The sequence below is a fragment of the Demequina sp. NBRC 110053 genome (genome assembly GCF_002090095.1).
Lineage (GTDB): Bacteria > Actinomycetota > Actinomycetes > Actinomycetales > Demequinaceae > Demequina.
Window position 1 is genome coordinate 1004373 of record NZ_BBRJ01000002.1, and the last position, 20043, is coordinate 1024415.

Genomic DNA, 20043 nt, shown 5'->3' on the forward strand with positions numbered 1-20043 from the left:
CGCATGCGCCGTCCCACACCTGACACCGTCGCGGCCGTCGCCCCCTGGGCGGCGGTCGCGCTCGTCGTCGTGCTCGGCGCAGTGTCGATGGCGATCGGCGTCATCGACCTGGGTGCGCTCGACGGCCCCGAGGCCCGGGAGCTGATCCTCACCAGCCGCCTGCCGCGCACGGCGGCGCTGATCTTGGCCGGCGCCTCCATGGCGGTCGCCGGCCTGATCATGCAGCACCTCGCGCAGAACCGGTTCGTAGCGCCCACGACCGCCGGCACCGTGGACGCGGCCGCCGTCGGCCTGCTGGTCGCGACGCTGCTGTTCACTGGCGCCGCGGTGATCACCAAGGTCGCCATCGCGCTGGTCTTCGCGCTCGCTGGCACCGCGCTGTTCGTGCTGCTGACCCAGCGCATCCAGTTCAAGGACATGATCCTCGTGCCGCTGCTCGGGCTGGTGCTGGCCGGGGTGTACCGCGCCGGCGCGGAGTTCTTCGCCTTCCGCGCGGGCCTCACCCAGGCACTCGACACATGGTTCAACGCGGACTTCTCGGGCATCATCGAGGGACGTTACGAGACGCTGTGGCTCGCAGGGCTGGCCGCGGCGGGCGCCTACCTCTTCGCCAACCGCTTCACGGCGGCCGGCATGGGCGAGGCCTTCGCCACGAACATCGGCGTCAACTACCGGCTGGTGATGTCCGGCGGCCTCGGCATCGCGGCGCTGGCGACAGCCGTGGTGGTCGTGACCGTCGGCGCGATCCCCTTCCTCGGGCTGATCGTCCCCAACATCGTCACGCTCGTCCTGGGCGACAACCTCAGGCGCGTGCTGCCCGTGACCGCGCTCGTGGGAGCCTCGCTGGTGCTGGTGTGCGACATCGTGGGACGCGTGCTGATCTTCCCGTATGAGATCTCCATGGGCCTCATCGTGGGCGTCGTCGGCTCGGCGGTGTTCCTCGCCATGGTGATGCGGAAGGGCAACCGCTATGCCACCACCTGACGTCTCCGTCGACCCCGTCACCCAGGCGACCGGAGCGTCCAGGGCCGCGCCCGCGCATCGGCGCCTGTCACGAGTGACCATCGTCCTCACGGCCCTGTCGCTCGTCCTCGCCGCCTCCGTGACCCTGTTCCTCACCTGGGACGTGGGCGGACACTGGGACTTCGCGCTGCCGCGCCGCCTCGAGCAGGTCGCCGCCCTGGCCGTGGTGGGAATCGCCGTCGCAGTGTCGACCGTGGTGTTTCAGACCCTCACCCAGAACCGCATCCTGACGCCGTCGATCATGGGCTTCGACGCCCTGTACGTGCTCCTCGCGACCACGCTGGTGTTCGTCCTCGGCAGTCGCGGGGTGGCGCAGATACCCGACCTCGCGATGTTCGGGCTCAGCACTGGCTTGCTGGTGGTCGGCGCGACGCTGCTCTACCGCTGGGTCCTGTCCGACCAGTCGCGCGGCCTGTACACGCTGGTGCTCGTGGGCGTCATCGCTGGCACGCTGTTCAGCTCGTTCGCGTCGTTCATGTTCCGGGTGATGAACCCCAACGAGTTCGCCGTGCTCATGGACGAGCTCCTCGCGAGCTTCAACCGCCTGGACACCACCGTGCTGGGCATCGCGGCCGTCGTGCTGCTGGCGGGCTCGTTCGCCGCGTTCAGGATGCGCCACACCTTGGACGTCCTGTCGCTGGGACGCGAGAAGGCGATCGCGCTGGGCATCGACCACCGGCGCACGGCCACGCGCCTGCTGGTCATCATCGCGCTGCTGGTGGCGGTGTCGACGGCGCTCGTGGGACCCATCGTCTTCCTCGGGCTCCTGGTGGCGAACCTCGCCTATCAGCTCACCCGTACCCATCGCCATGCGGTCAACCTCGTGGCGGCGTCGCTCATCGCCGTCGCCGCGCTCACGCTCGGGCAGGCGCTGCTCGAGCACGTGCTCGACTTCAATGGCACCCTCGGATCCATCATCAACCTCGTGGGCGGCGTGTACTTCATCGCGCTGCTGGTCAAGGAGGCCCGCTCGTGATCACCCTCGACGCGCTCACCAAGTCCTACGGCCCCGCGACCGTCGTCGACGCGGTCAGCCTGGAGATCGCCGATGCGGGGGTCACCTCGATCATCGGGCCCAACGGGGCGGGCAAGTCGACGCTGCTGTCTCTCGCCTCGCGCATCCTCGGCGCCGATGCCGGCGGCGTGACCGCCGACGGCGTGGACGTGCTGAACGCGCCCAGCCGTGCGGTCGCGACCATCCTGTCCATCCTGCGCCAGGAGCACCACACCACCGCGCGCATCACGGTGCGCGAGCTCGTCGAGTTCGGGCGATTCCCGCACTCCCACGGCCGGCTCACCCCGGAGTGCCGCGCCGCCGTGGCGGAGGCGCTGGCCTATTGCGACCTCACGGATCTCGCGGAGCGACCCATCCATCAGCTGTCCGGCGGACAGCGCCAGCGCGCCTACGTCGCGATGGTGCTGGCGCAGGACACCCACTACGTGCTGCTCGACGAGCCGCTGAACAACCTCGACATGGTGCACGCGACGGCCCTCATGCGGCTGCTGCGGCGGCTCGCGGACGAGCGCGGCAAGTCCATCGTGCTGGTCCTCCACGATGTCAACTACGCGAGCGCGTACTCGGACAGGATCATCGCGATGCGCGACGGGGCGGTGATCCAGGATGGCCCGCCCTCTCTCGTGATCGCGGAGGACGCCCTCGAAGCCGTGTACGGCATGCGCTTTCGCGTGCACGAGCTCGACGGCGATCGCGTGGCCGCCTACTACCGCTGATCGCACTCACGAGCTCAGGACTCTCGACGGCGCGGCGACGGCGCGGCGCGCCACCGATCAGAATAACGAGCGATGACGTGCGCTTAATCCTGAGCGAGCACCAACATGCCTGGTAGACAGCCAGCAAGGGTCGCCTTTGCGGAACAATGAGGTTTCGTAAATCTATATGAAAGCGTCGCGTACTTTTATTCTTTAATGTGACAGGGAGCCATTTCGGACGTATTCTCGAGTGGTCAGCAACCGACGACTGCAGGAGGGCACCATGGCCACCATGATCTCGCTGCCGATCGTCTCGTCCTGCTCGGTCGAGACCTGCGGCTACAACCACGACGGCTGCCGTGCCGGCGCCATCAACGTGTCGGGCGACCACGGTCACTGCTCGACGTTCGTCGAGACCGACCGCAAGGGCGGCAATGCGGACCACGCCGGCGTGGGCGCCTGCACCCGCACCGAGTGCAGGTACAACCAGGACATGTCCTGCACCGCCGAGGCGATCGAGGTGGGCGCGTCGTTCGACACGGCCGACTGCCTCACGTTCGAGGCCCGTTAGGCAGCACTCAGCTCGGAGCCCCGGCTCGCCCCGCGGCAGGTCGGGGCTTCGTCATGTCGTCTGCGAGGTGCGCACACCGCAGCGGGACGCACGCTCAGGCCGCTTGCACCGACAGTGGCCCCCGCGCGCCGTGACAGACTGGCGCGGTGACCACGCCCCCGCCCCGGACCCGGCTCGGCGTGGCCCCTGAGCAGTGGGCGGACCTCTGGACGGGCACCCGGGCGATCGCGCCCCTCATGCCGGGGGCGGTGGTGTTCGGCATGGCCTTCGGCGCCCTCGTCCAGGTCGTGGGGCTGCCGGGCTGGCTGGCTCCGTACGCGAGCTCCACCGTGACCGCGGGCGCGAGCCAAATCGCGATCGTCGAGGCGCTGCGCCAGGGCGCGCCCGCGATCATCGCCATCGTCACCGCGCTCGTCATCAACGCTCGCCTGGCCCTGTACTCGGCGGCGCTCGCGCCGATCTTCGCGCCCTTCCCGCTGCGCTGGCGGCTCGCGCTCGCGTATCTCATGACCGACCAGTCGGCCGCCGTCTCGAGCTTCGAGGCCGAGCGCTGGCCCGACCCGGTGCGCCGGCGGTGGTTCATCCTGGGCGTCTCCGGACCGTTCGTGGGCGTGTGGATCCTGGGCACTGCGGCGGGCGTGGTGCTGGGACCGGTCATCCCCGAGTCCTGGCAGATCGGGTTCATCGTGCCGCTGATGTTCATCGCCGTGCTGGTCCCGGGACTGCGCGCGTGGCCGTCGGTCGCCGCGGCCGGCATCTCCGTCGCGGTCGTGCTGGCGCTCAAGGACCTTCCGTATGGGCTCAACGTCCTCGCGGGAGCGCTCACCGGCTTCGCACTGGGGTCCTTGGTGCCGGAACGACCGCGTCGCCCGCGAGGCGAGGTCCCGCCGCAGGCCGTTCCCGAGGCGGGCGACCCATGACGCTCACGGCCTTCATCGTGTTCACGCTCGCGGCCATCGGGACCTACCTGATCCGCATCTCGGGCATCGTGCTCCTGGGCGGCGACCGCGACCTGCCGCCGCGCGTGCGCAAGGCGCTCTCGCTCGTGGCGCCCGCCGCCATGGCGGCTATCGTCGCCAACTCGCTGTTCCTGGACGCCGGCGAGTGGCGCGCGTTCGGCGCGTGGCACCTCGCCGCCATCGTGGCCGTGGCGGTCGCGCTGTGGAAGCGCTCGATGGGCTGGACGCTGTCGCTGGGCGCCCTGTCCTTCGCCGCCCTCCTGCTCGCCGGACTGTAGGCGGGCCCGCGCTCGCCCGCCGGTCCCCGCGCGAGAGCGCGCCGGCCGCCGGCCCTGCCAGCACGAGCATCCGGTCACGAGGCATGCGGCCCCGACCGCGCATCGGCGCCAGCAAGCCACCGTGTCAACGGGTTGACAAGTGCGGAGCGCACAGTGTTAACTCGTTGACATGTCCGACAAGCTGACCTTCACGCTCCACGAGCTCGTCTCCGAGATCGACGCCTCGGCCGACGAAGTGCTGCGCGACCGATACGGCGTCACTGGCCCCACATTCGTGTTCCTCGCCACGTGCGCTGACGTCGAACCCACCGACATCACCACCCTCGCGCGCTGCCTGGGCGTGACGAAGGCGGCCGTCTCCAAGCGTGTGCCTGCGCTGGTCGCCGAGGGCTGGATCACGACCGCTGGCGACCCCGCCCACGGGCGCCGCGTCATGCTGAGCCTCACCGAGCGTGCTCGCGATCTGGTCGATCGCGCGGGCCGCGACCTCGACCAGCACTTCACGGCCATGCTCGCCGACCCGCGCGCCGCCGCCATCGATGCTGCGGTGCTCAACGCGCAGCTCAACACCCTGGTCGCCATCCTGCGCGAGAAGGGCGGCCGGGCATGAGCCGCATCCTCGTGGTCGTCGGCTCGCCGTTGGCGGGTTCCCTCACGCACGCCCTCGCCCGCTCCTATGCAGACGCGGCCCGCGTCACCGGCGCGGAGGTGGACGTCCTCGACCTTGCCGCCGAGCCCGTTCCGGACCATCCTGCGACGCGCGCCGACCTGCGCGCCCCCCGCACCCCCGCAGACCCCGACCTCGACCCCGTGATCGCGCCCCACGTGGAGCGGCTGCTGGCCGCCGACCACCTGGCACTGTTCTTCCCGCAGTGGTGGGGCACCTATCCGGCGGCGTTCAAGGCGTGGATCGACCGCGTCATCCTGTCCGGCTCGAGCTTCGCACCCACGGACGGCCAGAGCTGGACCAAGCTGCTCACGGGAAGGACTGCGCGGATCGTCATGACGATGGACTCGCCGCGCTGGTGGAACTGGTGGATGTACCGCGACGCCGCGGTGCGCTCGGTGCGGGTCGCCACGCTGTGGTACGTGGGCGTCAAGACCATCGGCGTGACCCGGATCCCGGACGTCAAGCATGCCGATCGCGCGCGGCTCGAGCGGGCGATCGCCGCGCTGGGCAGGCACGGCGCAGCGGATGCCGCACGCGGATCCACGGTGACGGCCGCGCGCACGGCCGCTGCTCGCTGAGCCGTCAGTGCAGCGAGCCGTCGGGCTCGCCGCGGCGGTGAGCCGTGAACGTCACCCGCAACCCCGCCCGCGTGGGTGCGCAGCAGAACAGCCCAGCCCGCGCATCGGCCCCAGGCACCAGGGGCGCCACGCGCACCAGCCGCCACGGCTCGTCCTCGACGCGAGCGCGAACGGTGACCGCATCACCCGAGCGGGAGGCGCGCACGGTCACCTCGCGATCGCGCCATTCGGGCACGGGCGCGACGGACCAGTCGGACGCCCCGCGGGTGACGACGGCGCCCACCTGCGGCAGCCCGTCGGAGACCTCGACGCCCGCCTTGATCCACGTCTCCTCGTCCACGCGGATCATCACCCCGGCCTGGTCGAACTGCTGGTCGAAGTCGAGAAGGAAGCTCACCTCCACCGCCTCCGCCGATCCGAGTGGCGCGAGCAGGGCGTGCGCATCGTCGTGCACGAACCCGTAGGACGTGGTGCGCCACGCGTCCGACTCCTCACGCGCCTCCACCACCAGGCGCGAGTCATCCATCCGCGCGGACACCGGGGGCGTCGTCCATGCGCCGTCGTCGAGCAGCGTGCTCAGATCCATGCGCCCAGGCTACGGCGCGCGTCGCACCGCGTCCGCCCCTAGTGTCGAATCCGTGGCGCCCCGTTCGTGGAGAGGGTGAGAGCGGGGACGGCCCGCTTCGAGAGAGGACATCATGACCGAGTACCTGTTCAGCGTTCACCACGACTACTCCAAGCCGCTGTTCGACAGCGACGCGGATGTCCAGAAGATGTTCCGGGACACCGCCGCGTTCAACGAGCGGGCGCAGGAGGCCGGGATCTACGTGTTCGCCGGCGGCCTCGAGGAGCCGAGCACCGCCACCACCGTCCACGTCCGCGAGGGCGAGACGCTCACCACGGATGGCCCCTTCGCGGAGGCCCGCGAGCGCATCGGCGGCTTCTGGGTGCTGAATCTGCCCGACCTCGACACCGCGCTGGAGTGGGCGGCGCAGGCGTCGGCGGCCTGCCAGGGCCCGGTCGAGGTGCGCCCGTTCCAGGGGGAGTGACCGTGCCGCGCTACATGCTCAGCGTCCACGACACCATCGACGCGCCGGCGCCCAGCGACGAGCGCATGGCGGAGTTCGCCCGGCGCGTGGGCGCGCTCGACGCGGACCTGCGCGACGCGGGCGCGTGGGTGTTCGGCCTTGGGCTCGCTCCGGCGGGCCAGGCGAGGGTGGTCACGGCCGATGCGCTGGTCACCGACGGGCCCTACCTCGAGACACGGGAGCACATCGCGGGGGTGTGGGTGATCGACGTCGCGGACGACGACGCCGCGCACAGCTGGGCCGCGCGGGTGGCCGATGCGACGGGCGCGCCGGTCGAGGTCCGACCGACAGCGGGGCCGTAGGTGGCGGTCGACGCGGCGCCGGACGCGCCGGGGGGCGCGCACGCGCACGTCGCCCGGGTGTTCCGGGAGGAGTCGGGCAAGGCCGTCGCCACGCTGGTGCGCATGCTCGGCGACATCGACGCGGCGCAGGAGGCGGTGCAGGACGCGTTCGTGCGCGCGCTCGAGGCGTGGCCCCGCGACGGCGTGCCGCCCAACCCGGCGGCCTGGATCATCACCACCGCCCGCAACCGCGCCATCGACGTGGTTCGCCGCGAGGCGACGAGGGAGTCGCGCTATCGCGGCCGCGCCGTCATCGAGGGGGACGACGGCACCCAGGCCGATCCCGCATCGGCCGTCGCGGAGGCGATCGACCAGCCGGTCGCCGACGACCAGCTCCGTCTGATCTTCACCTGCTGCCACCCGGCGCTGGGGATGGAGGCGCGAGTGGCGCTCACACTGCGCCTCATCGCGGGCCTCGAGACTCGGGACATCGCGCGGGCCTTCCTGGTCCCTGAGACCACGATGGCGCAGCGCCTCACGCGCGCCAAGCGCAAGATCGCGGCGGCGAACATCCCCTACCGGGTTCCGTCGCGCGAGGAGCTCCCGGCCCGCCTCGACAGCGCGCTCGCCGTCCTCTATCTGGTGTTCAACGAGGGGTACGCGGGGACCACGGACGCGACGCGGCCCGATCTCGCACGCGAGGCGATCCGCTTGACGCGCACCGTGCATGCGCTGCTGCCCGAGCCCGAGACCGCTGGCCTGCTCGCGCTGATGCTGCTCACCGAGGCGCGCCGACCGGCACGCTTCGATGCTGACGGCGCCGTGGTGCTCCTCGCCGACCAGGACCGCACGCTGTGGGACGGCGCACTCATCGCCGAGGGCCAGGCGCTCATGCTCGACTGCGTGCGGCGCGGGCGGCCGGGCCCATACCAGGTCCAGGCGGCGATCGCGGCGGTGCACGGCGACGCCGCACGGTTCGAGGACACCGACTGGCCGCAGATCCTCGCTCTGTACGACCAGCTGTTCGCCCTCACCCCCACCGCCGTCGTCGAGCTGAACCGCGCGGTGGCGCTCGCGGAGGTGCGCGGGCCAGAGGCCGCGCTGGCGCTGGTCGACGGGTTGCCGCTCGAGCGCTATCACCTGTGGCACGCGACGAGGGCGACGCTGCTCGACCGGCTGGGACGGACGGCCGATGCGCGGGCCGCCTTCGCGACGGCCGCTGAGCTGACGGAGAACCCGGCTGAGCGCGAGTTCCTGAAGGGCAGGGCCGGGCACTGACGCCCGCTCGGTCGCCCGCGGTGACGGGCGCTCGAGCGGTCGCGTCAGCGTCGTCTCGTTAGCGGGCTCGTGTCAGCCCTGGCCCTCCCAGCCGGAGTGGTTCATGCCCTGGCTGCGCTGCTGCTTGTGGATCTGCGAGTCCGGCGGCTGCTTGGCGTCCGGGTTCTGGTTGCCGCCCTTGGCGACGCGCCCCTCGGCGGACACGGGCTCCTTCGGAGGCGACTGCAGGTTGGGACCTCCAGCGCTGTCGGGTCGGTGGCTGTCCGCATTGTCGAGCGCGATGGGCTTGTCCTGGTCGGTGACGGCGTCGTCGTCGCGCGGCTTGTCGTCGTGGTGCGCGTGATCGGTCATGATCATGCTCCCTTCATCGGTTGCCGTACTCGCGACAACGCTCCGACCGGGCAGATCCATCCATCCGGTACGCGGTGCTAGCGTCGCGACCATGAGCGAGGCCAGCGCGGGCGCGGACGCAGTGGCGACCGTGATGCCCCGCGGCGGCGCGCCGCTGGACACCGGCCCGCCCGCGGCGCACCCCGCGATCTCGGAGACGACCGCTCGGGCCCTGCTCGACTCGCAGCTGCCGCAGTTCGCGGACCAGGAGCTGGGCGAGCGGTTCGATGGTTGGGACATGGCGATGTTCCGGTTGGGAGGCGCGCTCGGGGTGCGGCTGCCCCGCGTGGAGTCCGCCGTCGACTCCCTCGAGCGCGAGGTGCGCTGCACGACGGAGCTCGCCCATGACTGGACCTTCGCCTATCCGCACGTGATCGCCCGCGGAGAGCCCGGCGAGGGCTATCCGTGGCCGTGGGCCGTGGTGACCTGGGTTCCAGGCGACACGGCCGATGCCCACCCGCTGGGCGCATCGGCCGGGCAGCACGTGGGCCGCGCGATCGCGCAGATCCACGCCCCCGCGCCGGGGGATGCGTGGCACAACCCCGAGCAGTCCTTGCCGTTCGCCGGGCGCACCGCGGAGACGATGTGGGCGCTCGGTCGCGTCGAGGCCGGGGGTGGCCACGAGGGGCGCCTGCTCGACGCGCCGGCAGCTCGGGCGATGTGGGATGCGGGTCTGGCGGCGCACGAGCCCGCGGAGCAGGTGTGGTCCCACGCCGACCTCCACGGATCCAACCTGCTGAGCGACCGCGGGGAGTTCGCCGGCATCATCGACTGGGGCAAGATGGCCGCGTGCGACCGCGCGGTGGATCTGGCCTTCCTGTACACCGCGATGCCCCAGGCCGGCGTGCTTCAGGCCATCGAGGCCTACCGCGAGGCCACCGGTGTCATCGACCCTGGGCTCGAGGCTCGTGTGGACGCGATCGCACTGCAGAAGTGCCTGCTGTGGGCGAACCTCGGCCGGCCCCTGAACGTCGCCATGGCGTGGAGGGGACTCGCGGCGCTGGGCGTCACCGTCGCCGCGTGACAGGGGGAGCCGGGAGCGCCGTGCCACGATGGTGAGGGTCCCGCCTCGGAAGGAGCCCTCCATGCCCGACCGCCGCTTCCCCCGCTCCGTCTACGCGACCGGGGACGAGCCCGACCCACGGTTCTCGATGGCGAACGAGCGCACCTTCCTGGCGTGGGTGCGCACCTCGCTCGCGCTGATCGCCGCTGGCGTGGCCGTGGAGGCGCTCGACCTCCCCGTCCAGCCGGGGCTGCGAGCGGCGGCCGCGACGGTGTTCGGGGTGCTGGGCCTCATCGCGGCGGCGCAAGCGTGGCTGGGGTGGATGCGGGCCGAGCGTGCCATGCGGCTCGCCGCGCCCATGCCGGGACCGGGGCTGGGCGTGGTGATCGTCGCCGGAGTGTTCACCGCGGCGGGACTGCTGCTGATCGGGTGGATCCTGTGAGCGCGTGGCAGGGATGAACGCCGTGCGCTTCGATCATGGGCTGCAGCCCGAGCGCACCTTGCTGTCGTGGCGTCGCACCGCGCTCGCGATCGCCGCCGGCGGCGCTGCGGGCGCGCGCGTGTTCGCCGACTCGCTCGGGCCCGTGTCATGGGTGGTCGGTCTCGCCGTCGTGGCCGTTGCCCTCGGCGCGTACGTGGCTGCGAATCGTGCCTACCGCCGTGCCGTCGCGAGCCTCGTGCACGGCTCGGGCCTCGCGCCGTCGCCGGGCGTTCCTGTCGCGGCGCTGGCCATCGCGTGCGGTCTGCTGGGGCTCGCGGGACTGGGATACGTGGTCATCGACGCCTGGTGAGGCGCGACAGCGCAGCGCCGATGCGCGAGGGGCTTGGTGCAGTCGAGTACCTTGCGTGGGGACGAGGCACGCCCGGAACAGCGAGAGCACCATGACCGTTGGGCAGGAGACCCCCAGGAGGATGTGATGGACGCTGGCCGACGGCCGAGCCCGGCGCGCACGGCGCTGCTGTGGCTCGCGCTGGTCGCGACCGTCGCCGTCATCGCCTGGCTGACGGTCGTGCCGGAGCTGCGCGCAGGCGGGACCGGCAGCACGGGCGGCGTCAACCTCGTGCCGGGCACGGAGATCGATCGCGGGCTGCACTCGGGAGCAGGTGGTCCGCGACTCAACCTCGTGGGCAACGTGATCATGTTCGTGCCTCTGGGAGCGCTGGTCGCGCTGCTCGTCCGCGCTGGCTTCTTCACCCGCGTGCTGGTCGCCACCGTCATCGGCGCGCTGCTCTCGGTGGGCATCGAGGCGACGCAGTACGCGGTAGGCCGCGTCGCCGACGTCGACGACGTGATCCTCAACGCAGCCGGAGCGTTCGCGGGCGGCGTCGTCGCGGCCTCGCTCGCCGCAGCGAGCTCCCGGAGTCGCTCCAGGCCGACGGTGGACGGCGCGTAGGATTCTTCGCGCAAGGGCCTCTAGCTCAGTTGGTAGAGCAGCGGACTTTTAATCCGTAGGTCGTGGGTTCGAGCCCCACGGGGCCCACCCTTGACCGGCGCTCTCCAGCCCGCGACACTTCGGTCATGCCCATTCACGCGGACATCGCGCGGTACAACGACGCACTCGAGCCTCCGTTCCGGTCCGTCGCTGACCTGCTCGCCACCGAGATCGATGCCGCGCTGCCCGACGCCGAGAGCAAGATCTGGCACGCCCACCCCGTGTGGTTCCTCGAGGGCAATCCGATCGTCGGCTACAGCAAGCTCAAAGGCCCCGTGCGCCTGCTGTTCTGGAGCGGACAGTCCTTCGACCTCCCCGGCCTCGCGCCGGGGGGCACGTTCAAGGCAGCGGAGGCGCGGTACTCGAGCGTCGACGAGGTGGACGTCAAGCAGCTCGCGCTCTGGCTCGCGGCATCACGCGAGATCCAGTGGGACTACCAGCACATCCGGACTCATCGTGGCCTGGTACCACGCAAGGGGCTGTCGCAGCCGTGACCGGCGACTTGGCTTCTCACGACGACTGCATCGCCGCAGCGCCCGAACGCTTCCAAGCCGCACTGCGCGATCTGCGTGAGCGCATCGCGGCCGCGCTTCCCGACGCCGAGGAAACCGTCGCATACGGCATGCCGGGCTACCGCATCGGCGAGAAGACAGTCGTCGGCTATGCCGCATTCGCGAAGAGCTGCGGCGTGTACCTGCCCGCGGATGCGATCGCACAGTGCGAGCGCGAGCTGGCAGATGCCAACCTCGCCTTCTCGAAGACGGGCGTGAAGTTCACGCCTTCCCGGCCGATTCCTGATGACCTGCTGGCACGTCTGCTGGAAGCAACTCGGGCGACGCTCGTGGCCTAATGCCGTTGGGCGGCGGGGGGCGCGCTCTAGGCTGGGCGCGAGCGCCTGGCGTCCACCGCACGGCGTCTCTCGGCACTGCAGCCAGGGGGAGGCAACCATGCATGAGACCCGATCGCTCGTCGGCTCGGCGGATGCGCTCGCGCGGCATCTCGACGCGGCCATCACCCGCGGGTCGGTCTCCGCTTCGATCTAGCATGCAGGCGAGCTGCGCCTGGGCGACGCGCGCATGATCGTGCGCGCCTACGAGCGCTACAGCATGACGGGCAGCAACCGAGTGTCGCTGTCCGTCAGCATCCTCGCGGTCGGAGACCGCATGGAGGTCTCGCTGACCACCTCCGGTGGCAGTGAGGCGGTGTTCTTCAAGCTCAACATCTTTGGCGAGCAGGCGTTCATGGACAGGGCCATCGAGGCGCTCGACGCGTTCGACGCGGGGTGACGGTCACCCTTGCGCGCCGCGCTCATGCCCCACGACAATGCGAGCCATGGAAACCCTGCTGGCGGTCGTGCTCTCCGTCGTGCTCGGCGCTGTGTTCCTGTACGTGCTCTATCACCTGGTCCGCGCGGCGGTGCGCGACGGCATGAGGGACGCCCGCAAGGACGGAGAGTCCTGACCGCACTCGCATCCGTCTCCGCGACGTGAGGCTCCGCCGCCGTCACGCATCCGCGAACGTGAGGTTCACGAGTTCCTGCGAGACCTCCCACACCCGCCCGGCATCAGCTTCGCTGCGCAACGGCTTGTACAGCGACTGCCTGCCGGGCGCACCGCCCACCCGACCAAGCCCGGTGGGTCCGTAGAGCTCGCCGCCGCGCGCATCGGCCGATGCGGCTGCCAGCAGTGCGGGAAGACCGGCGCTGCGAGCCGTGCCGACGAGGATGCCGCGCCGCGCCATCGCGCCGATGAGCCGGCGCCCTCCGGTCTCGGTGGAGCGTCCCAGCTCGGAGCGAGCGGAGAGCAGACTCGTGGGCGCAACCCCCGGGTGCGACAGGTTGCTGGTGATGCCCCAGCCAGCGGCGGCGCTGCGACGGTCAAGTTCGAGCGCGAACAGGCCCAGCGCGATCTTGGACTGACGATACGCGCGCATGCCGTCGTAGGAGCGCTCCCCGTTCAGGTCGTCCCAGTTGATGGTGCCGCGGGAAGCGGCGATGCTCACCTGCGAGGTCACGCGGGCCCGGCCCGCGCGCAGCAGCGGCAGCAGGTGAGCGACCAGCGCCACGTGACCCAGATGGTTGGTGCCCCACTGCAGCTCGAACCCGTCCGCGGTGGTCTGGCGCTCCGGCGGCGTCATCACGCCAGCGTTGTTGATCAGAAGGTGGACCGGCTCGCCCTCGGAGCGCAGCTGCTCCCCCAGGGCGGCCACAGAGTCCAGCGAGGAGAGCTCGAGGTCGCGCAACGACACGACCGCATCCGGGGCCTCGTCGAGGATGTGCGCCATCGCAGCCTGGCCCTTGACACGATTGCGGACGGGCAGGACGAGCTCTGCGCCGGCGGCAGCGAGACGGGCCGCGATGCCGAGACCGATCCCGTCGCTCGCTCCCGTGACGATCGCTCGCTTCCCGGCGAGGTCGGGGATCTCGATGTCGAGAGGGGTGCGGGCCATGGTGGTGCTCCTTCGTGGTGGTGTCGTGAGCGTTCAGCGTTCAGCGTGCAGCCGCTCGCCGCGCTCAGCCAGGGTCGAGCTGACCGTGGATACGTCGGCCCTCGGCGAGTAGAAAGATCCTGAGAGGAGCGCGCATGGCTATCGACAGATCGGGACTGGCCGAGTTCCTTCGGCTGCGCCGCGAGGCACTGCAACCGGAGGACGTGGGCCTGCCGCGCACCCATCGCCGCCGTACGGCGGGCTTGCGTCGCGAGGAGGTGGCCTCCCTGAGTCACCTGTCTGCCGACTACTACACGAGGATCGAGCAGCAGCGCGGACCGCACCCGTCGGCGCAGAGCATCGCCGCGATCGCCCAGGGACTGCACCTGAGCCTCGCCGAGCGCGACCACCTGTTCCGCCTCGCTGGCCACGAGCCACCCGCGCGGGCCGGTTCAGTCGACCACGTGCCGCCCGGAATGCTGCGCGTGTTCGATCGCCTGCGGGACACCCCCGCGGAGATCGTCACGGAGCTGGGCGAGACGCTGCTCCAGAACGATCTCGGCGTCGCGCTCGTGGGTGACCTCACCCGATACTCAGGCTTCTCGCGCTCGATCGGCTACCGGTGGTTCGACGACCCGAGCTCGCGCGACATCTACGCTGGCGACCAGCACGAGTTCCTGGGGCATCTGTGGACATCAGGGTTGCGCGAGGTCTCGGCTCGCCGCGGCGCTCGATCCCGGGCGAACGCGATGGCCGCGGAGCTGCTCGCCCGTTCTGCCGAGTTTCGCGAGCTGTGGGAGCTGCACGAGGTGGGGATTCGGCCGCGATCAGCCAAGCGGTTCGTCCACCCCTCGCTCGGGGTGCTCGAACTGACCTGCCAGACGCTCGTCGACCCGGAGCACTCGCTGTCCCTGCTCACCTACACGGCGACGCCGGGCACCGAGAGCCACGAGAAGCTGCGCATGCTGGGCGCCGTACCGGCCTGAACCCGTGCTGTCAGCGTGCCGTCTCGACGTCCTTGCTGCGCGACGAGCGGTACTTGAACCACCAGTACGCCGCCGTCACCAGGAACAGCACGAGACCGAGCGCGGCGAGCCACAGCAGCGCCTCGATGAGGAAGCCGATCACCCCGAGGGCGATGGCGGCGATCAGGACGACGATCAGCAGGATCTTCATGCACACCGAGACGCTCCAAAGGCTCCTGGTATTCCCGAGTCGCCAGCGCCTGCCGGGCTCACCCGAAGGTGAAGGAGTACGCCTCGACCCCCTCGGAGAGCGTCACGTCGAGCACGTGCTGCTCGCCGTCGAGGTCGTCGAATAGCCCGTACGACTGCGGCGTCCCGTCCACCTCGATCTCGCGCGCCTCGCCACCATCCAGCGACACGGTCACGGTGCCGGAGCCCGCCAACACCATGCGCACCTCGGTGGCGTGGAAGTCCAGCCTGATCCGCGCATCGGCCGCCGCGGGCGTGGCGTACTGCGTCTCGAGCTGCCACGCCCCTTCGAGCGCGAACGAGTCGGCCGGCTGGCCATCCGGAAGTTCGTAGGTTCCCTCGCCGGGCGCATAGCGCACCCCGCCGCCGAAGTTCGCGTCCTTCGACGTGCCCAGGAACGTCTCCTGGGTGGTCGATCCCGCCTCGGGCGTCACATCCTCCACGTCCGTGTCGCCCGGCAGCGACACCTCCGGATCGGCGTCGACCAGCAGCTCGCGGATCATCGCCTCGGTCGCCTCGTAGTTGCCCTCACCGAACGCGATGTGCCGCACCGTTCCCTCGGCATCGATCAGGTAGTGCGCCGGCCAGTAGCGGTTGCGGTAGTTGGTCCACGTGGACAGGTTGTTGTCGAGCGCCACCGGGTAGGTGATGCCGAAGTCCTCGGCGCCCGCGCGCACATTGCCCTCGTCCTTCTCGAAGGCGTACTCGGGAGAGTGGATGCCGATGACGTTGAGGCCCAGATCTCCGTACGCCTCGTCCCACGCGACCACGTGCGGGATCGAGCGCTGGCAGTTGATGCATGAGTACGCCCAGAAGTCGATGAGCACCACCTCGCCCCGCAGGTCCTGGAGGTCGATGCCCTCCTCGTTGGGCGTGTTGAACCACGCCTCGATGCCCTTGATCGACGGCGCCGTGCCGCAGCTCTCGAGCTCGGTCGCGCCATTGGTGCACTGGTCGAGATCCTCGTTCTCCTCGTTGATCAGCCCGCCGAGCGCGAGCGCCTCCTGCGCCTCCTCGGTGTCGGTCAGGTCCTGCTGGATCTGCGAGGTGTAGTCGGGCACCAGGCGCTGCAGCGTCTGAGGAAGGTTGAACGCGAGCCCGATGGCGAGCGCGATCATCGCGACGCCCGCAGCGATGCGGAGGCCCCGCTCACGCCTGCGGAACGCCTTGACGCGCTCGGCGACGCCGCGCCCCGCGAGGGCGAAGGCCAGCAGCGGGATGGCCACGCCGATCGCGAAGGACACTGTCAGCACGACGGTCCCCACCCCGATCTGCCCGGTCGAGCCGGCGACGATGATGGCCGCGAGCACCGGCCCCGCACACGGCACGAACACCGCGCCGAGAGCCAGCCCCACCCCGAACCCGTTGCCCTTGTTGTCGACCCGCCGGGTGGGCACCCAGGTGAAGGCGCGCTCGAGCACGTGCGAGAAGCGGGGCACGATCAGCCCGATGCCGATCGCGACGAGGACGGCCATCGCGACCCACCGGATGATGTCCTGCGGAAGGCCGAGCGCCCCGAGCACCAGGGAGCCCACCAGCGTCACGAGGGTGAAGCTCGTGACGAGGCCGGCGATCATGAGGAACGGCCGCCAGCGGGAGGGCTGAGCGGGCGCCGATGCGCGGGTCGCCACCGCTGTCGCGCCTCCCGAGCGCGGCGCGGCGGGCACGCTCGCGACGCCTGTCCGCAGGGCGGCGCTGCCGATCGCATCGACCTGCGGGATGCGCGCCGACTGCGCGCCACCCGTGAGGAAGATCACCGGCAGGACCGGCAGGATGCACGGCGAGATGCCGGTGATGAGCCCGCCCAGCAGGCCGATCAGTACGAGTTCCATGGTTGCCTCCGTTGTTGCGATCGGTTCGGCCGCGCACCCGGCCCGGATTGGCGACCAGCCGCCCGGCAGAGCCTGCGGGCGAGAGCCCAGCGCGCGCATCGGCGCTGCGGACGCCGCCTGCCGTGCCGCTCACCACACAGCGGGGACTGATGGGACGGGAGGGGCGGGTGGGGATGCCCACGCGTCCCACGCCTCACGTGAGTCCCAGGTGTGTGTTGGGCGGTGCGCAGGCCAGCTCAGGGATGTCCACCAATCCGGCAGGCGGCAGCCGGCGAACCCGACTATGAACGCCGTCGACAGGCGGCGAGCGCTCCACCGGGGCGCTGCACCAGGACCCGAGATGCGGGTCCGTGACACACGGAGGAAGTCATGCTCAGCAGCAAGACGAAGTTCTCGACGGGCATCGCGCTGGCATTCGCCGGCTCGCTGGCCCTGTCCGCCTGCAGCGCGTCGGACGACGCCATGGAGGAGACCCCCACCACCGAGGCCCCCGCCATGGAGGAGTCCGCTGACCCCGCCATGACCGAGGACGCGATGGAGGAGGACGCGATGGAGGAGGACTCCATGGCGATGGACCCCTACGCCAACCTCGTGGGCCCGGCCTGCATGGACTACGACAGCGCAGTCCCTGATGGCGCCGGCTCGATCCAGGGCATGTCGCAGGACCCGGTCGCGGTGGCCGCGTCCAACAACCCGATGCTCACCACCCTCGTGTCCGCCGTCAGCGGCGAGCTCAACGCGAGCGTCGACCTGGTCGACACCCTCAACGGTGGCGAGTTCACCGTCTTCGCGCCCGTCGACGACGCGTTCGCGAAGATCGACGATGACACCATCGCCACGCTGCAGGACGACGCCGATCTGCTGACGTCCATCCTGACCTACCACGTGGTCGAGGGCCAGGTGGAGCCCGCGGAGATCGCTGGCACGTGGACCACCGTCAACGGCGCCGAGCTCGAGGTCACCGGTTCCGGCGACGAGCTGACCGTGAACGGCGAGTCGACCGTCCTGTGCGGCGGCGTGCAGACCGCCAACGCGACCGTCTACCTGGTCGACACCGTGCTCATGCCCCCGGCTGAGTGACACGCTCCTGTCGTCCGTCCGCAGGCTGAGTAGCGGACGGGCGACAGGCTAGGCGCCGGCTTCGGTCGAACGCGGCGCCATCGCGGCCGTCGACGTCTGTCCCCCCACGGCGTCGGCGGCCGTTGGCGTGCTCAGCGGTCCATCGCGCTGGGTCTCGCGAGCAACACCGATGCGCGGGCCGGGTAGACCGGCCCTCTCACCCCTTTCGCGCCAGCCAGTCGAGGACGGTGGCGGCGGTCTCCTGCGGTTGCTCCAGGTGGATCCAGTGCCCGGCGTCGATGCTCGTGATCTCGATGCCCGGAACCAGCTCCGGCAGCCTCTCCGAACGCACGATCGGGTCCCGGTCGCCGTAGATCATGAGGGCTGGCTTGCGGATGATGGGGTCCGCCTCCGCCAGCAGGTGCCAGTCGCGGTCGAGGTTGCGGTACCAATTGATGCCGCCGGTGAAGCCAGAGCGTGAGAACGCCGAGGCGTACGCTTCGAGCTCCGCCTCGCTCAGGAGCGGCTCGCCGCCGACCTGCGCTGCGCGTGCCAGGTCGAGGAGTGCCATGCCTTCCGAGGGCTCGGGCGGGAGAGCGTCGGCACGGTACATGTTGCGCAGAAACTGGCGGGGGTTCGCGTCGAAGACGGCGTCGGCCACTCCCGGCTGCCGGTTGAAGTGCACGAAGTAGTAGTCCGGCCCCAGCACCGCTTCCATCCATTCGATCCACGGGGTGCTCCCCCGCTCCAGGTAAGGCATGGCCATCGCGATGACGCCCTTCACCCGGTCGGGATGCAGGACAGCGGTGGACCACACGACGAAGGCTCCCCAGTCGTGACCGACGAAGACCGCGTCCTCGTACCCGTAGTGATCGAGCAGCCCGACCAGGTCTCCTGACAGGTGCTCGATGTCGTAGGCCTCGACGTCGGCGGGCGCCGTTGTGGCCCCGAAGCCGCGCTGGTTGGGCGCGATGACGTGATAGCCGGCGGCCACCAGCTCGGGGACAAGCCGGCGCCAGGTGAGCATCAGGTCCGGCCAGCCGTGGCACAGCACGATGGGATTGCCCGCGTTCTCGCGACCGGCCTCGACGACCTCGAGGTCGATGCCGTTCACGGCGATGAGGGTCGGCTCGGGGATGGTGGTGTCGTGCATGACTGCTCCTCTATGGGTGGGATGGGATCGCCTGACGACATGAACGGTCGCCCGGCTAGGCCGACCGTAGGAAGCATTGCGGACAGCATCGGTCCTCAAGTGGTGGCAGAGTTGGCAGATGCCGAAGGACCCCACGGGCCGCGCTCTCCAGCTCCTGTCGCTCCTCCAGACTCACCGGTTCTGGAGCGGAGTCGAGCTCGCTCGACGCCTCGAGATCACCGGCCGGACCGTGCGCCGTGACGTCGACAGGCTCCGGGCGCTCGGCTACCCGATCAGCGCGACATCGGGCAAGCACGGCGGCTACCGGCTCGAGTCGGGCGCCCACCTGCCGCCACTCGTCCTCGATGACGAAGAGGCCGTCGCCGTCGCCGTCGGCCTTCGCCACGCGTCCCAAGTCGCCGTACACGGCATCGAGGACGCCGCGGTGCGGGCGCTCGCCACGATCGAGCAGCTGCTTCCCCACCGGTTGCGGCGACGGGTCGAGGCGCTTCAGGTGAGCCTCGCACCCGCGGCCGTCGTCACCCGACAGTTTCTCGCCGATCCAGAGGCGCTCAGCGTGCTCGCCGCAGCCTGCCGGGACCGCGAGGCCATTCGCCTGGAGTACCGATCTCGCGAGGGCGACGTCAGTCGGCGTCTGGTCCATCCGCATCAGCTCGTGAGCGCACAGGAACGCTGGTACCTGGTGGCGTGGGATCACGACCGAGCCGACTGGCGTACGTTCCGCGTCGACCGGATCCGCAGCCCGCAACCCACGGGAGGGCGGTTCTCGCCTCGTGACGTCCCGGGCGGCGACGCCTCGGCCTTCGTGGCGAACGCACTGAACGCGATGCCGCGTGCGCACACTGGAACCATCGCCGTCGCCACCGCTGCAGAGGAGATCTCCGACGCGCTGCTCTGGGTGGACCACACCATCAAGGAGACCGGGCGCCGCTCGAGCGTGATCGAGGTGCGCGGCGACGACCGCCAATGGCTGGTGCTCGCCATCGCGCGGATCGCGCTCACGGCCCCCGTGACGGCAGTGCACCCGAAGGAGCTCGCCGATGCCGTCGACGAGCTGCGGAGCCGCCTTGCCTGCTCGCGCTCCTGACGGGCTCGG

The 20043-nt window shown here is 70.6% G+C and carries 28 protein-coding genes and 1 tRNA gene; 23 read left to right on the forward strand and 6 right to left on the reverse strand.

Annotated features, from left to right (window positions below):
• Positions 1–3 precede the first annotated feature (3 nt).
• The 8 genes from B7K22_RS04725 (at position 4) to B7K22_RS04760 (ending at position 5789) form a co-directional block, all read left to right on the forward strand.
• The gene (locus B7K22_RS04725) at positions 4–984 is read left to right on the forward strand and encodes an ABC transporter permease (protein ID WP_084038801.1); all 981 of its coding nucleotides are present in this window, start codon (positions 4–6) and stop codon (positions 982–984) included.
• Positions 971–1999 carry an iron chelate uptake ABC transporter family permease subunit gene (locus B7K22_RS04730; RefSeq protein ID WP_084038803.1) on the forward strand — a complete coding sequence of 343 codons (1029 nt, stop codon included), beginning with the start codon at positions 971–973 and terminating at the stop codon, positions 1997–1999. The genes B7K22_RS04725 and B7K22_RS04730 overlap by 14 nt, the downstream gene beginning before the upstream one ends.
• Positions 1996–2754 carry an ABC transporter ATP-binding protein gene (locus B7K22_RS04735; protein ID WP_084038805.1) on the forward strand — a complete coding sequence of 253 codons (759 nt, stop codon included), beginning with the start codon at positions 1996–1998 and terminating at the stop codon, positions 2752–2754. The genes B7K22_RS04730 and B7K22_RS04735 overlap by 4 nt, the downstream gene beginning before the upstream one ends.
• 262 nt (positions 2755–3016) lie before the next feature.
• Positions 3017–3304, forward strand: a complete 288-nt coding sequence (locus B7K22_RS04740; protein WP_084039763.1) for a DUF1540 domain-containing protein — start codon at positions 3017–3019, stop codon at positions 3302–3304.
• Positions 3305–3450: 146 nt separating this feature from the next.
• Positions 3451–4224 carry an AzlC family ABC transporter permease gene (locus B7K22_RS04745; RefSeq protein WP_084038807.1) on the forward strand — a complete coding sequence of 258 codons (774 nt, stop codon included), beginning with the start codon at positions 3451–3453 and terminating at the stop codon, positions 4222–4224.
• Complete coding sequence (locus tag B7K22_RS04750) at positions 4221–4541, forward strand: AzlD domain-containing protein (RefSeq protein ID WP_084038809.1); 321 nt, start codon at positions 4221–4223, stop codon at positions 4539–4541. The genes B7K22_RS04745 and B7K22_RS04750 overlap by 4 nt, the downstream gene beginning before the upstream one ends.
• Before the next feature lie 169 nt (positions 4542–4710).
• Entirely contained in the window at positions 4711–5151 is a 441-nt protein-coding gene (locus tag B7K22_RS04755) for a MarR family winged helix-turn-helix transcriptional regulator (protein ID WP_084038811.1), read from the forward strand.
• On the forward strand, positions 5148–5789 hold the full coding sequence (locus tag B7K22_RS04760; protein WP_084038813.1) for an NAD(P)H-dependent oxidoreductase: 642 nt from the start codon (positions 5148–5150) through the stop codon (positions 5787–5789). The genes B7K22_RS04755 and B7K22_RS04760 overlap by 4 nt, the downstream gene beginning before the upstream one ends.
• Positions 5790–5793: 4 nt before the next feature.
• Here the strand turns inward: B7K22_RS04760 and B7K22_RS04765 are convergent, their stop codons facing one another.
• Positions 5794–6375, reverse strand: a complete 582-nt coding sequence (locus tag B7K22_RS04765; protein ID WP_084038815.1) for a DUF1349 domain-containing protein — start codon at positions 6373–6375, stop codon at positions 5794–5796.
• Positions 6376–6487: 112 nt separating this feature from the next.
• Between B7K22_RS04765 and B7K22_RS04770 the strand changes: the two genes are divergently transcribed.
• The 3 genes from B7K22_RS04770 to B7K22_RS04780 are packed head-to-tail and all read left to right on the forward strand — an operon-like array spanning position 6488 to position 8436.
• On the forward strand, positions 6488–6838 hold the full coding sequence (locus B7K22_RS04770) for a YciI family protein (protein WP_084038817.1): 351 nt from the start codon (positions 6488–6490) through the stop codon (positions 6836–6838).
• Positions 6835–7179, forward strand: coding sequence for a YciI family protein (locus B7K22_RS04775; protein ID WP_234983312.1), 345 nt, complete (start codon positions 6835–6837; stop codon positions 7177–7179). Before B7K22_RS04770 ends, B7K22_RS04775 begins: the two co-directional genes overlap by 4 nt.
• Complete coding sequence (locus B7K22_RS04780) at positions 7180–8436, forward strand: RNA polymerase sigma factor (RefSeq protein ID WP_234983313.1); 1257 nt, start codon at positions 7180–7182, stop codon at positions 8434–8436.
• A 72-nt stretch (positions 8437–8508) separates the two neighbouring features.
• Here B7K22_RS04780 and B7K22_RS04785 read toward each other — a convergent pair whose 3' ends face one another.
• Complete coding sequence (locus B7K22_RS04785) at positions 8509–8787, reverse strand: hypothetical protein (RefSeq protein ID WP_084038819.1); 279 nt, start codon at positions 8785–8787, stop codon at positions 8509–8511.
• A 91-nt stretch (positions 8788–8878) separates the two neighbouring features.
• On the opposite strand from B7K22_RS04785, the gene B7K22_RS04790 reads away from it, so the two are divergent.
• The 9 genes from B7K22_RS04790 to B7K22_RS12400 all read left to right on the forward strand — a co-directional run bounded on the left by B7K22_RS04790 (position 8879) and on the right by B7K22_RS12400 (position 12723).
• Positions 8879–9850 carry a phosphotransferase gene (locus B7K22_RS04790; RefSeq protein WP_159448761.1) on the forward strand — a complete coding sequence of 324 codons (972 nt, stop codon included), beginning with the start codon at positions 8879–8881 and terminating at the stop codon, positions 9848–9850.
• A 61-nt stretch (positions 9851–9911) separates the two neighbouring features.
• The gene (locus B7K22_RS04795) at positions 9912–10271 is read left to right on the forward strand and encodes a YidH family protein (RefSeq protein ID WP_084038823.1); all 360 of its coding nucleotides are present in this window, start codon (positions 9912–9914) and stop codon (positions 10269–10271) included.
• Positions 10272–10284: 13 nt separating this feature from the next.
• Entirely contained in the window at positions 10285–10620 is a 336-nt protein-coding gene (locus B7K22_RS04800) for a DUF202 domain-containing protein (protein WP_084038825.1), read from the forward strand.
• A gap of 126 nt (positions 10621–10746) precedes the next feature.
• The gene (locus tag B7K22_RS04805; RefSeq protein ID WP_084038827.1) at positions 10747–11223 is read left to right on the forward strand and encodes a VanZ family protein; all 477 of its coding nucleotides are present in this window, start codon (positions 10747–10749) and stop codon (positions 11221–11223) included.
• 14 nt (positions 11224–11237) lie between these two features.
• Positions 11238–11310 (forward strand) — tRNA-Lys (locus B7K22_RS04810).
• 38 nt (positions 11311–11348) lie between these two features.
• Positions 11349–11756 (forward strand): DUF1801 domain-containing protein, encoded by a 408-nt coding sequence (locus tag B7K22_RS04815; protein ID WP_084038829.1) that lies wholly within the window; start codon positions 11349–11351, stop codon positions 11754–11756.
• Entirely contained in the window at positions 11753–12112 is a 360-nt protein-coding gene (locus B7K22_RS04820; protein WP_234983314.1) for an iron chaperone, read from the forward strand. The genes B7K22_RS04815 and B7K22_RS04820 overlap by 4 nt, the downstream gene beginning before the upstream one ends.
• A gap of 211 nt (positions 12113–12323) precedes the next feature.
• Positions 12324–12548, forward strand: a complete 225-nt coding sequence (locus B7K22_RS04825) for a DUF6054 family protein (protein ID WP_255372178.1) — start codon at positions 12324–12326, stop codon at positions 12546–12548.
• Positions 12549–12594: 46 nt separating this feature from the next.
• Positions 12595–12723, forward strand: coding sequence for a hypothetical protein (locus B7K22_RS12400; RefSeq protein ID WP_255372166.1), 129 nt, complete (start codon positions 12595–12597; stop codon positions 12721–12723).
• Positions 12724–12765: 42 nt separating this feature from the next.
• Here the strand turns inward: B7K22_RS12400 and B7K22_RS04830 are convergent, their stop codons facing one another.
• The gene (locus B7K22_RS04830; RefSeq protein WP_084038833.1) at positions 12766–13710 is read right to left on the reverse strand and encodes an SDR family oxidoreductase; all 945 of its coding nucleotides are present in this window, start codon (positions 13708–13710) and stop codon (positions 12766–12768) included.
• Positions 13711–13844: 134 nt separating this feature from the next.
• On the opposite strand from B7K22_RS04830, the gene B7K22_RS04835 reads away from it, so the two are divergent.
• Positions 13845–14675 carry a helix-turn-helix transcriptional regulator gene (locus B7K22_RS04835; protein ID WP_084038835.1) on the forward strand — a complete coding sequence of 277 codons (831 nt, stop codon included), beginning with the start codon at positions 13845–13847 and terminating at the stop codon, positions 14673–14675.
• A 10-nt stretch (positions 14676–14685) separates the two neighbouring features.
• Here the strand turns inward: B7K22_RS04835 and B7K22_RS04840 are convergent, their stop codons facing one another.
• Together B7K22_RS04840 and B7K22_RS04845 are read right to left on the reverse strand one after the other, a co-directional pair.
• Positions 14686–14865, reverse strand: coding sequence for a hypothetical protein (locus tag B7K22_RS04840; protein ID WP_084038837.1), 180 nt, complete (start codon positions 14863–14865; stop codon positions 14686–14688).
• A 58-nt stretch (positions 14866–14923) separates the two neighbouring features.
• A complete protein-coding gene (locus tag B7K22_RS04845) occupies positions 14924–16735 on the reverse strand; it encodes a cytochrome c biogenesis protein DipZ (protein ID WP_084038839.1) in 1812 nt (603 codons plus the stop codon).
• 369 nt (positions 16736–17104) lie between these two features.
• On the opposite strand from B7K22_RS04845, the gene B7K22_RS04850 reads away from it, so the two are divergent.
• A complete protein-coding gene (locus B7K22_RS04850; RefSeq protein WP_084038841.1) occupies positions 17105–17815 on the forward strand; it encodes a fasciclin domain-containing protein in 711 nt (236 codons plus the stop codon).
• A gap of 196 nt (positions 17816–18011) precedes the next feature.
• Here B7K22_RS04850 and B7K22_RS04855 read toward each other — a convergent pair whose 3' ends face one another.
• Positions 18012–18947 carry an alpha/beta fold hydrolase gene (locus B7K22_RS04855; protein ID WP_084038843.1) on the reverse strand — a complete coding sequence of 312 codons (936 nt, stop codon included), beginning with the start codon at positions 18945–18947 and terminating at the stop codon, positions 18012–18014.
• 118 nt (positions 18948–19065) lie between these two features.
• Between B7K22_RS04855 and B7K22_RS04860 the strand changes: the two genes are divergently transcribed.
• Positions 19066–20034, forward strand: a complete 969-nt coding sequence (locus tag B7K22_RS04860) for a YafY family protein (RefSeq protein WP_084038845.1) — start codon at positions 19066–19068, stop codon at positions 20032–20034.
• Positions 20035–20043: the final 9 nt, after the last annotated feature.

Excerpts from the sequence above, each read along its gene's own strand:
- B7K22_RS04725 (WP_084038801.1), top strand. The coding sequence starts at position 4 with ATGCGCCGTCCCACACCTGACACCGTCGCGGCCGTCGCCCCCTGGGCG.
- B7K22_RS04730 (WP_084038803.1), top strand. The coding sequence starts at position 971 with ATGCCACCACCTGACGTCTCCGTCGACCCCGTCACCCAGGCGACCGGA.
- B7K22_RS04740 (WP_084039763.1), top strand. The coding sequence starts at position 3,017 with ATGGCCACCATGATCTCGCTGCCGATCGTCTCGTCCTGCTCGGTCGAG.
- B7K22_RS04750 (WP_084038809.1), top strand. The coding sequence starts at position 4,221 with ATGACGCTCACGGCCTTCATCGTGTTCACGCTCGCGGCCATCGGGACC.
- B7K22_RS04755 (WP_084038811.1), top strand. The coding sequence starts at position 4,711 with ATGTCCGACAAGCTGACCTTCACGCTCCACGAGCTCGTCTCCGAGATC.
- B7K22_RS04760 (WP_084038813.1), top strand. The coding sequence starts at position 5,148 with ATGAGCCGCATCCTCGTGGTCGTCGGCTCGCCGTTGGCGGGTTCCCTC.
- B7K22_RS04765 (WP_084038815.1), bottom strand. The coding sequence starts at position 6,375 with ATGGATCTGAGCACGCTGCTCGACGACGGCGCATGGACGACGCCCCCG.
- B7K22_RS04770 (WP_084038817.1), top strand. The coding sequence starts at position 6,488 with ATGACCGAGTACCTGTTCAGCGTTCACCACGACTACTCCAAGCCGCTG.
- B7K22_RS04785 (WP_084038819.1), bottom strand. The coding sequence starts at position 8,787 with ATGACCGATCACGCGCACCACGACGACAAGCCGCGCGACGACGACGCC.
- B7K22_RS04790 (WP_159448761.1), top strand. The coding sequence starts at position 8,879 with ATGAGCGAGGCCAGCGCGGGCGCGGACGCAGTGGCGACCGTGATGCCC.
- B7K22_RS04795 (WP_084038823.1), top strand. The coding sequence starts at position 9,912 with ATGCCCGACCGCCGCTTCCCCCGCTCCGTCTACGCGACCGGGGACGAG.
- B7K22_RS04800 (WP_084038825.1), top strand. The coding sequence starts at position 10,285 with ATGAACGCCGTGCGCTTCGATCATGGGCTGCAGCCCGAGCGCACCTTG.
- B7K22_RS04805 (WP_084038827.1), top strand. The coding sequence starts at position 10,747 with ATGGACGCTGGCCGACGGCCGAGCCCGGCGCGCACGGCGCTGCTGTGG.
- B7K22_RS04815 (WP_084038829.1), top strand. The coding sequence starts at position 11,349 with ATGCCCATTCACGCGGACATCGCGCGGTACAACGACGCACTCGAGCCT.
- B7K22_RS12400 (WP_255372166.1), top strand. The coding sequence starts at position 12,595 with ATGGAAACCCTGCTGGCGGTCGTGCTCTCCGTCGTGCTCGGCGCTGTG.
- B7K22_RS04830 (WP_084038833.1), bottom strand. The coding sequence starts at position 13,710 with ATGGCCCGCACCCCTCTCGACATCGAGATCCCCGACCTCGCCGGGAAG.
- B7K22_RS04835 (WP_084038835.1), top strand. The coding sequence starts at position 13,845 with ATGGCTATCGACAGATCGGGACTGGCCGAGTTCCTTCGGCTGCGCCGC.
- B7K22_RS04840 (WP_084038837.1), bottom strand. The coding sequence starts at position 14,865 with ATGAAGATCCTGCTGATCGTCGTCCTGATCGCCGCCATCGCCCTCGGG.
- B7K22_RS04845 (WP_084038839.1), bottom strand. The coding sequence starts at position 16,735 with ATGGAACTCGTACTGATCGGCCTGCTGGGCGGGCTCATCACCGGCATC.
- B7K22_RS04850 (WP_084038841.1), top strand. The coding sequence starts at position 17,105 with ATGCTCAGCAGCAAGACGAAGTTCTCGACGGGCATCGCGCTGGCATTC.
- B7K22_RS04855 (WP_084038843.1), bottom strand. The coding sequence starts at position 18,947 with ATGCACGACACCACCATCCCCGAGCCGACCCTCATCGCCGTGAACGGC.
- B7K22_RS04860 (WP_084038845.1), top strand. The coding sequence starts at position 19,066 with ATGCCGAAGGACCCCACGGGCCGCGCTCTCCAGCTCCTGTCGCTCCTC.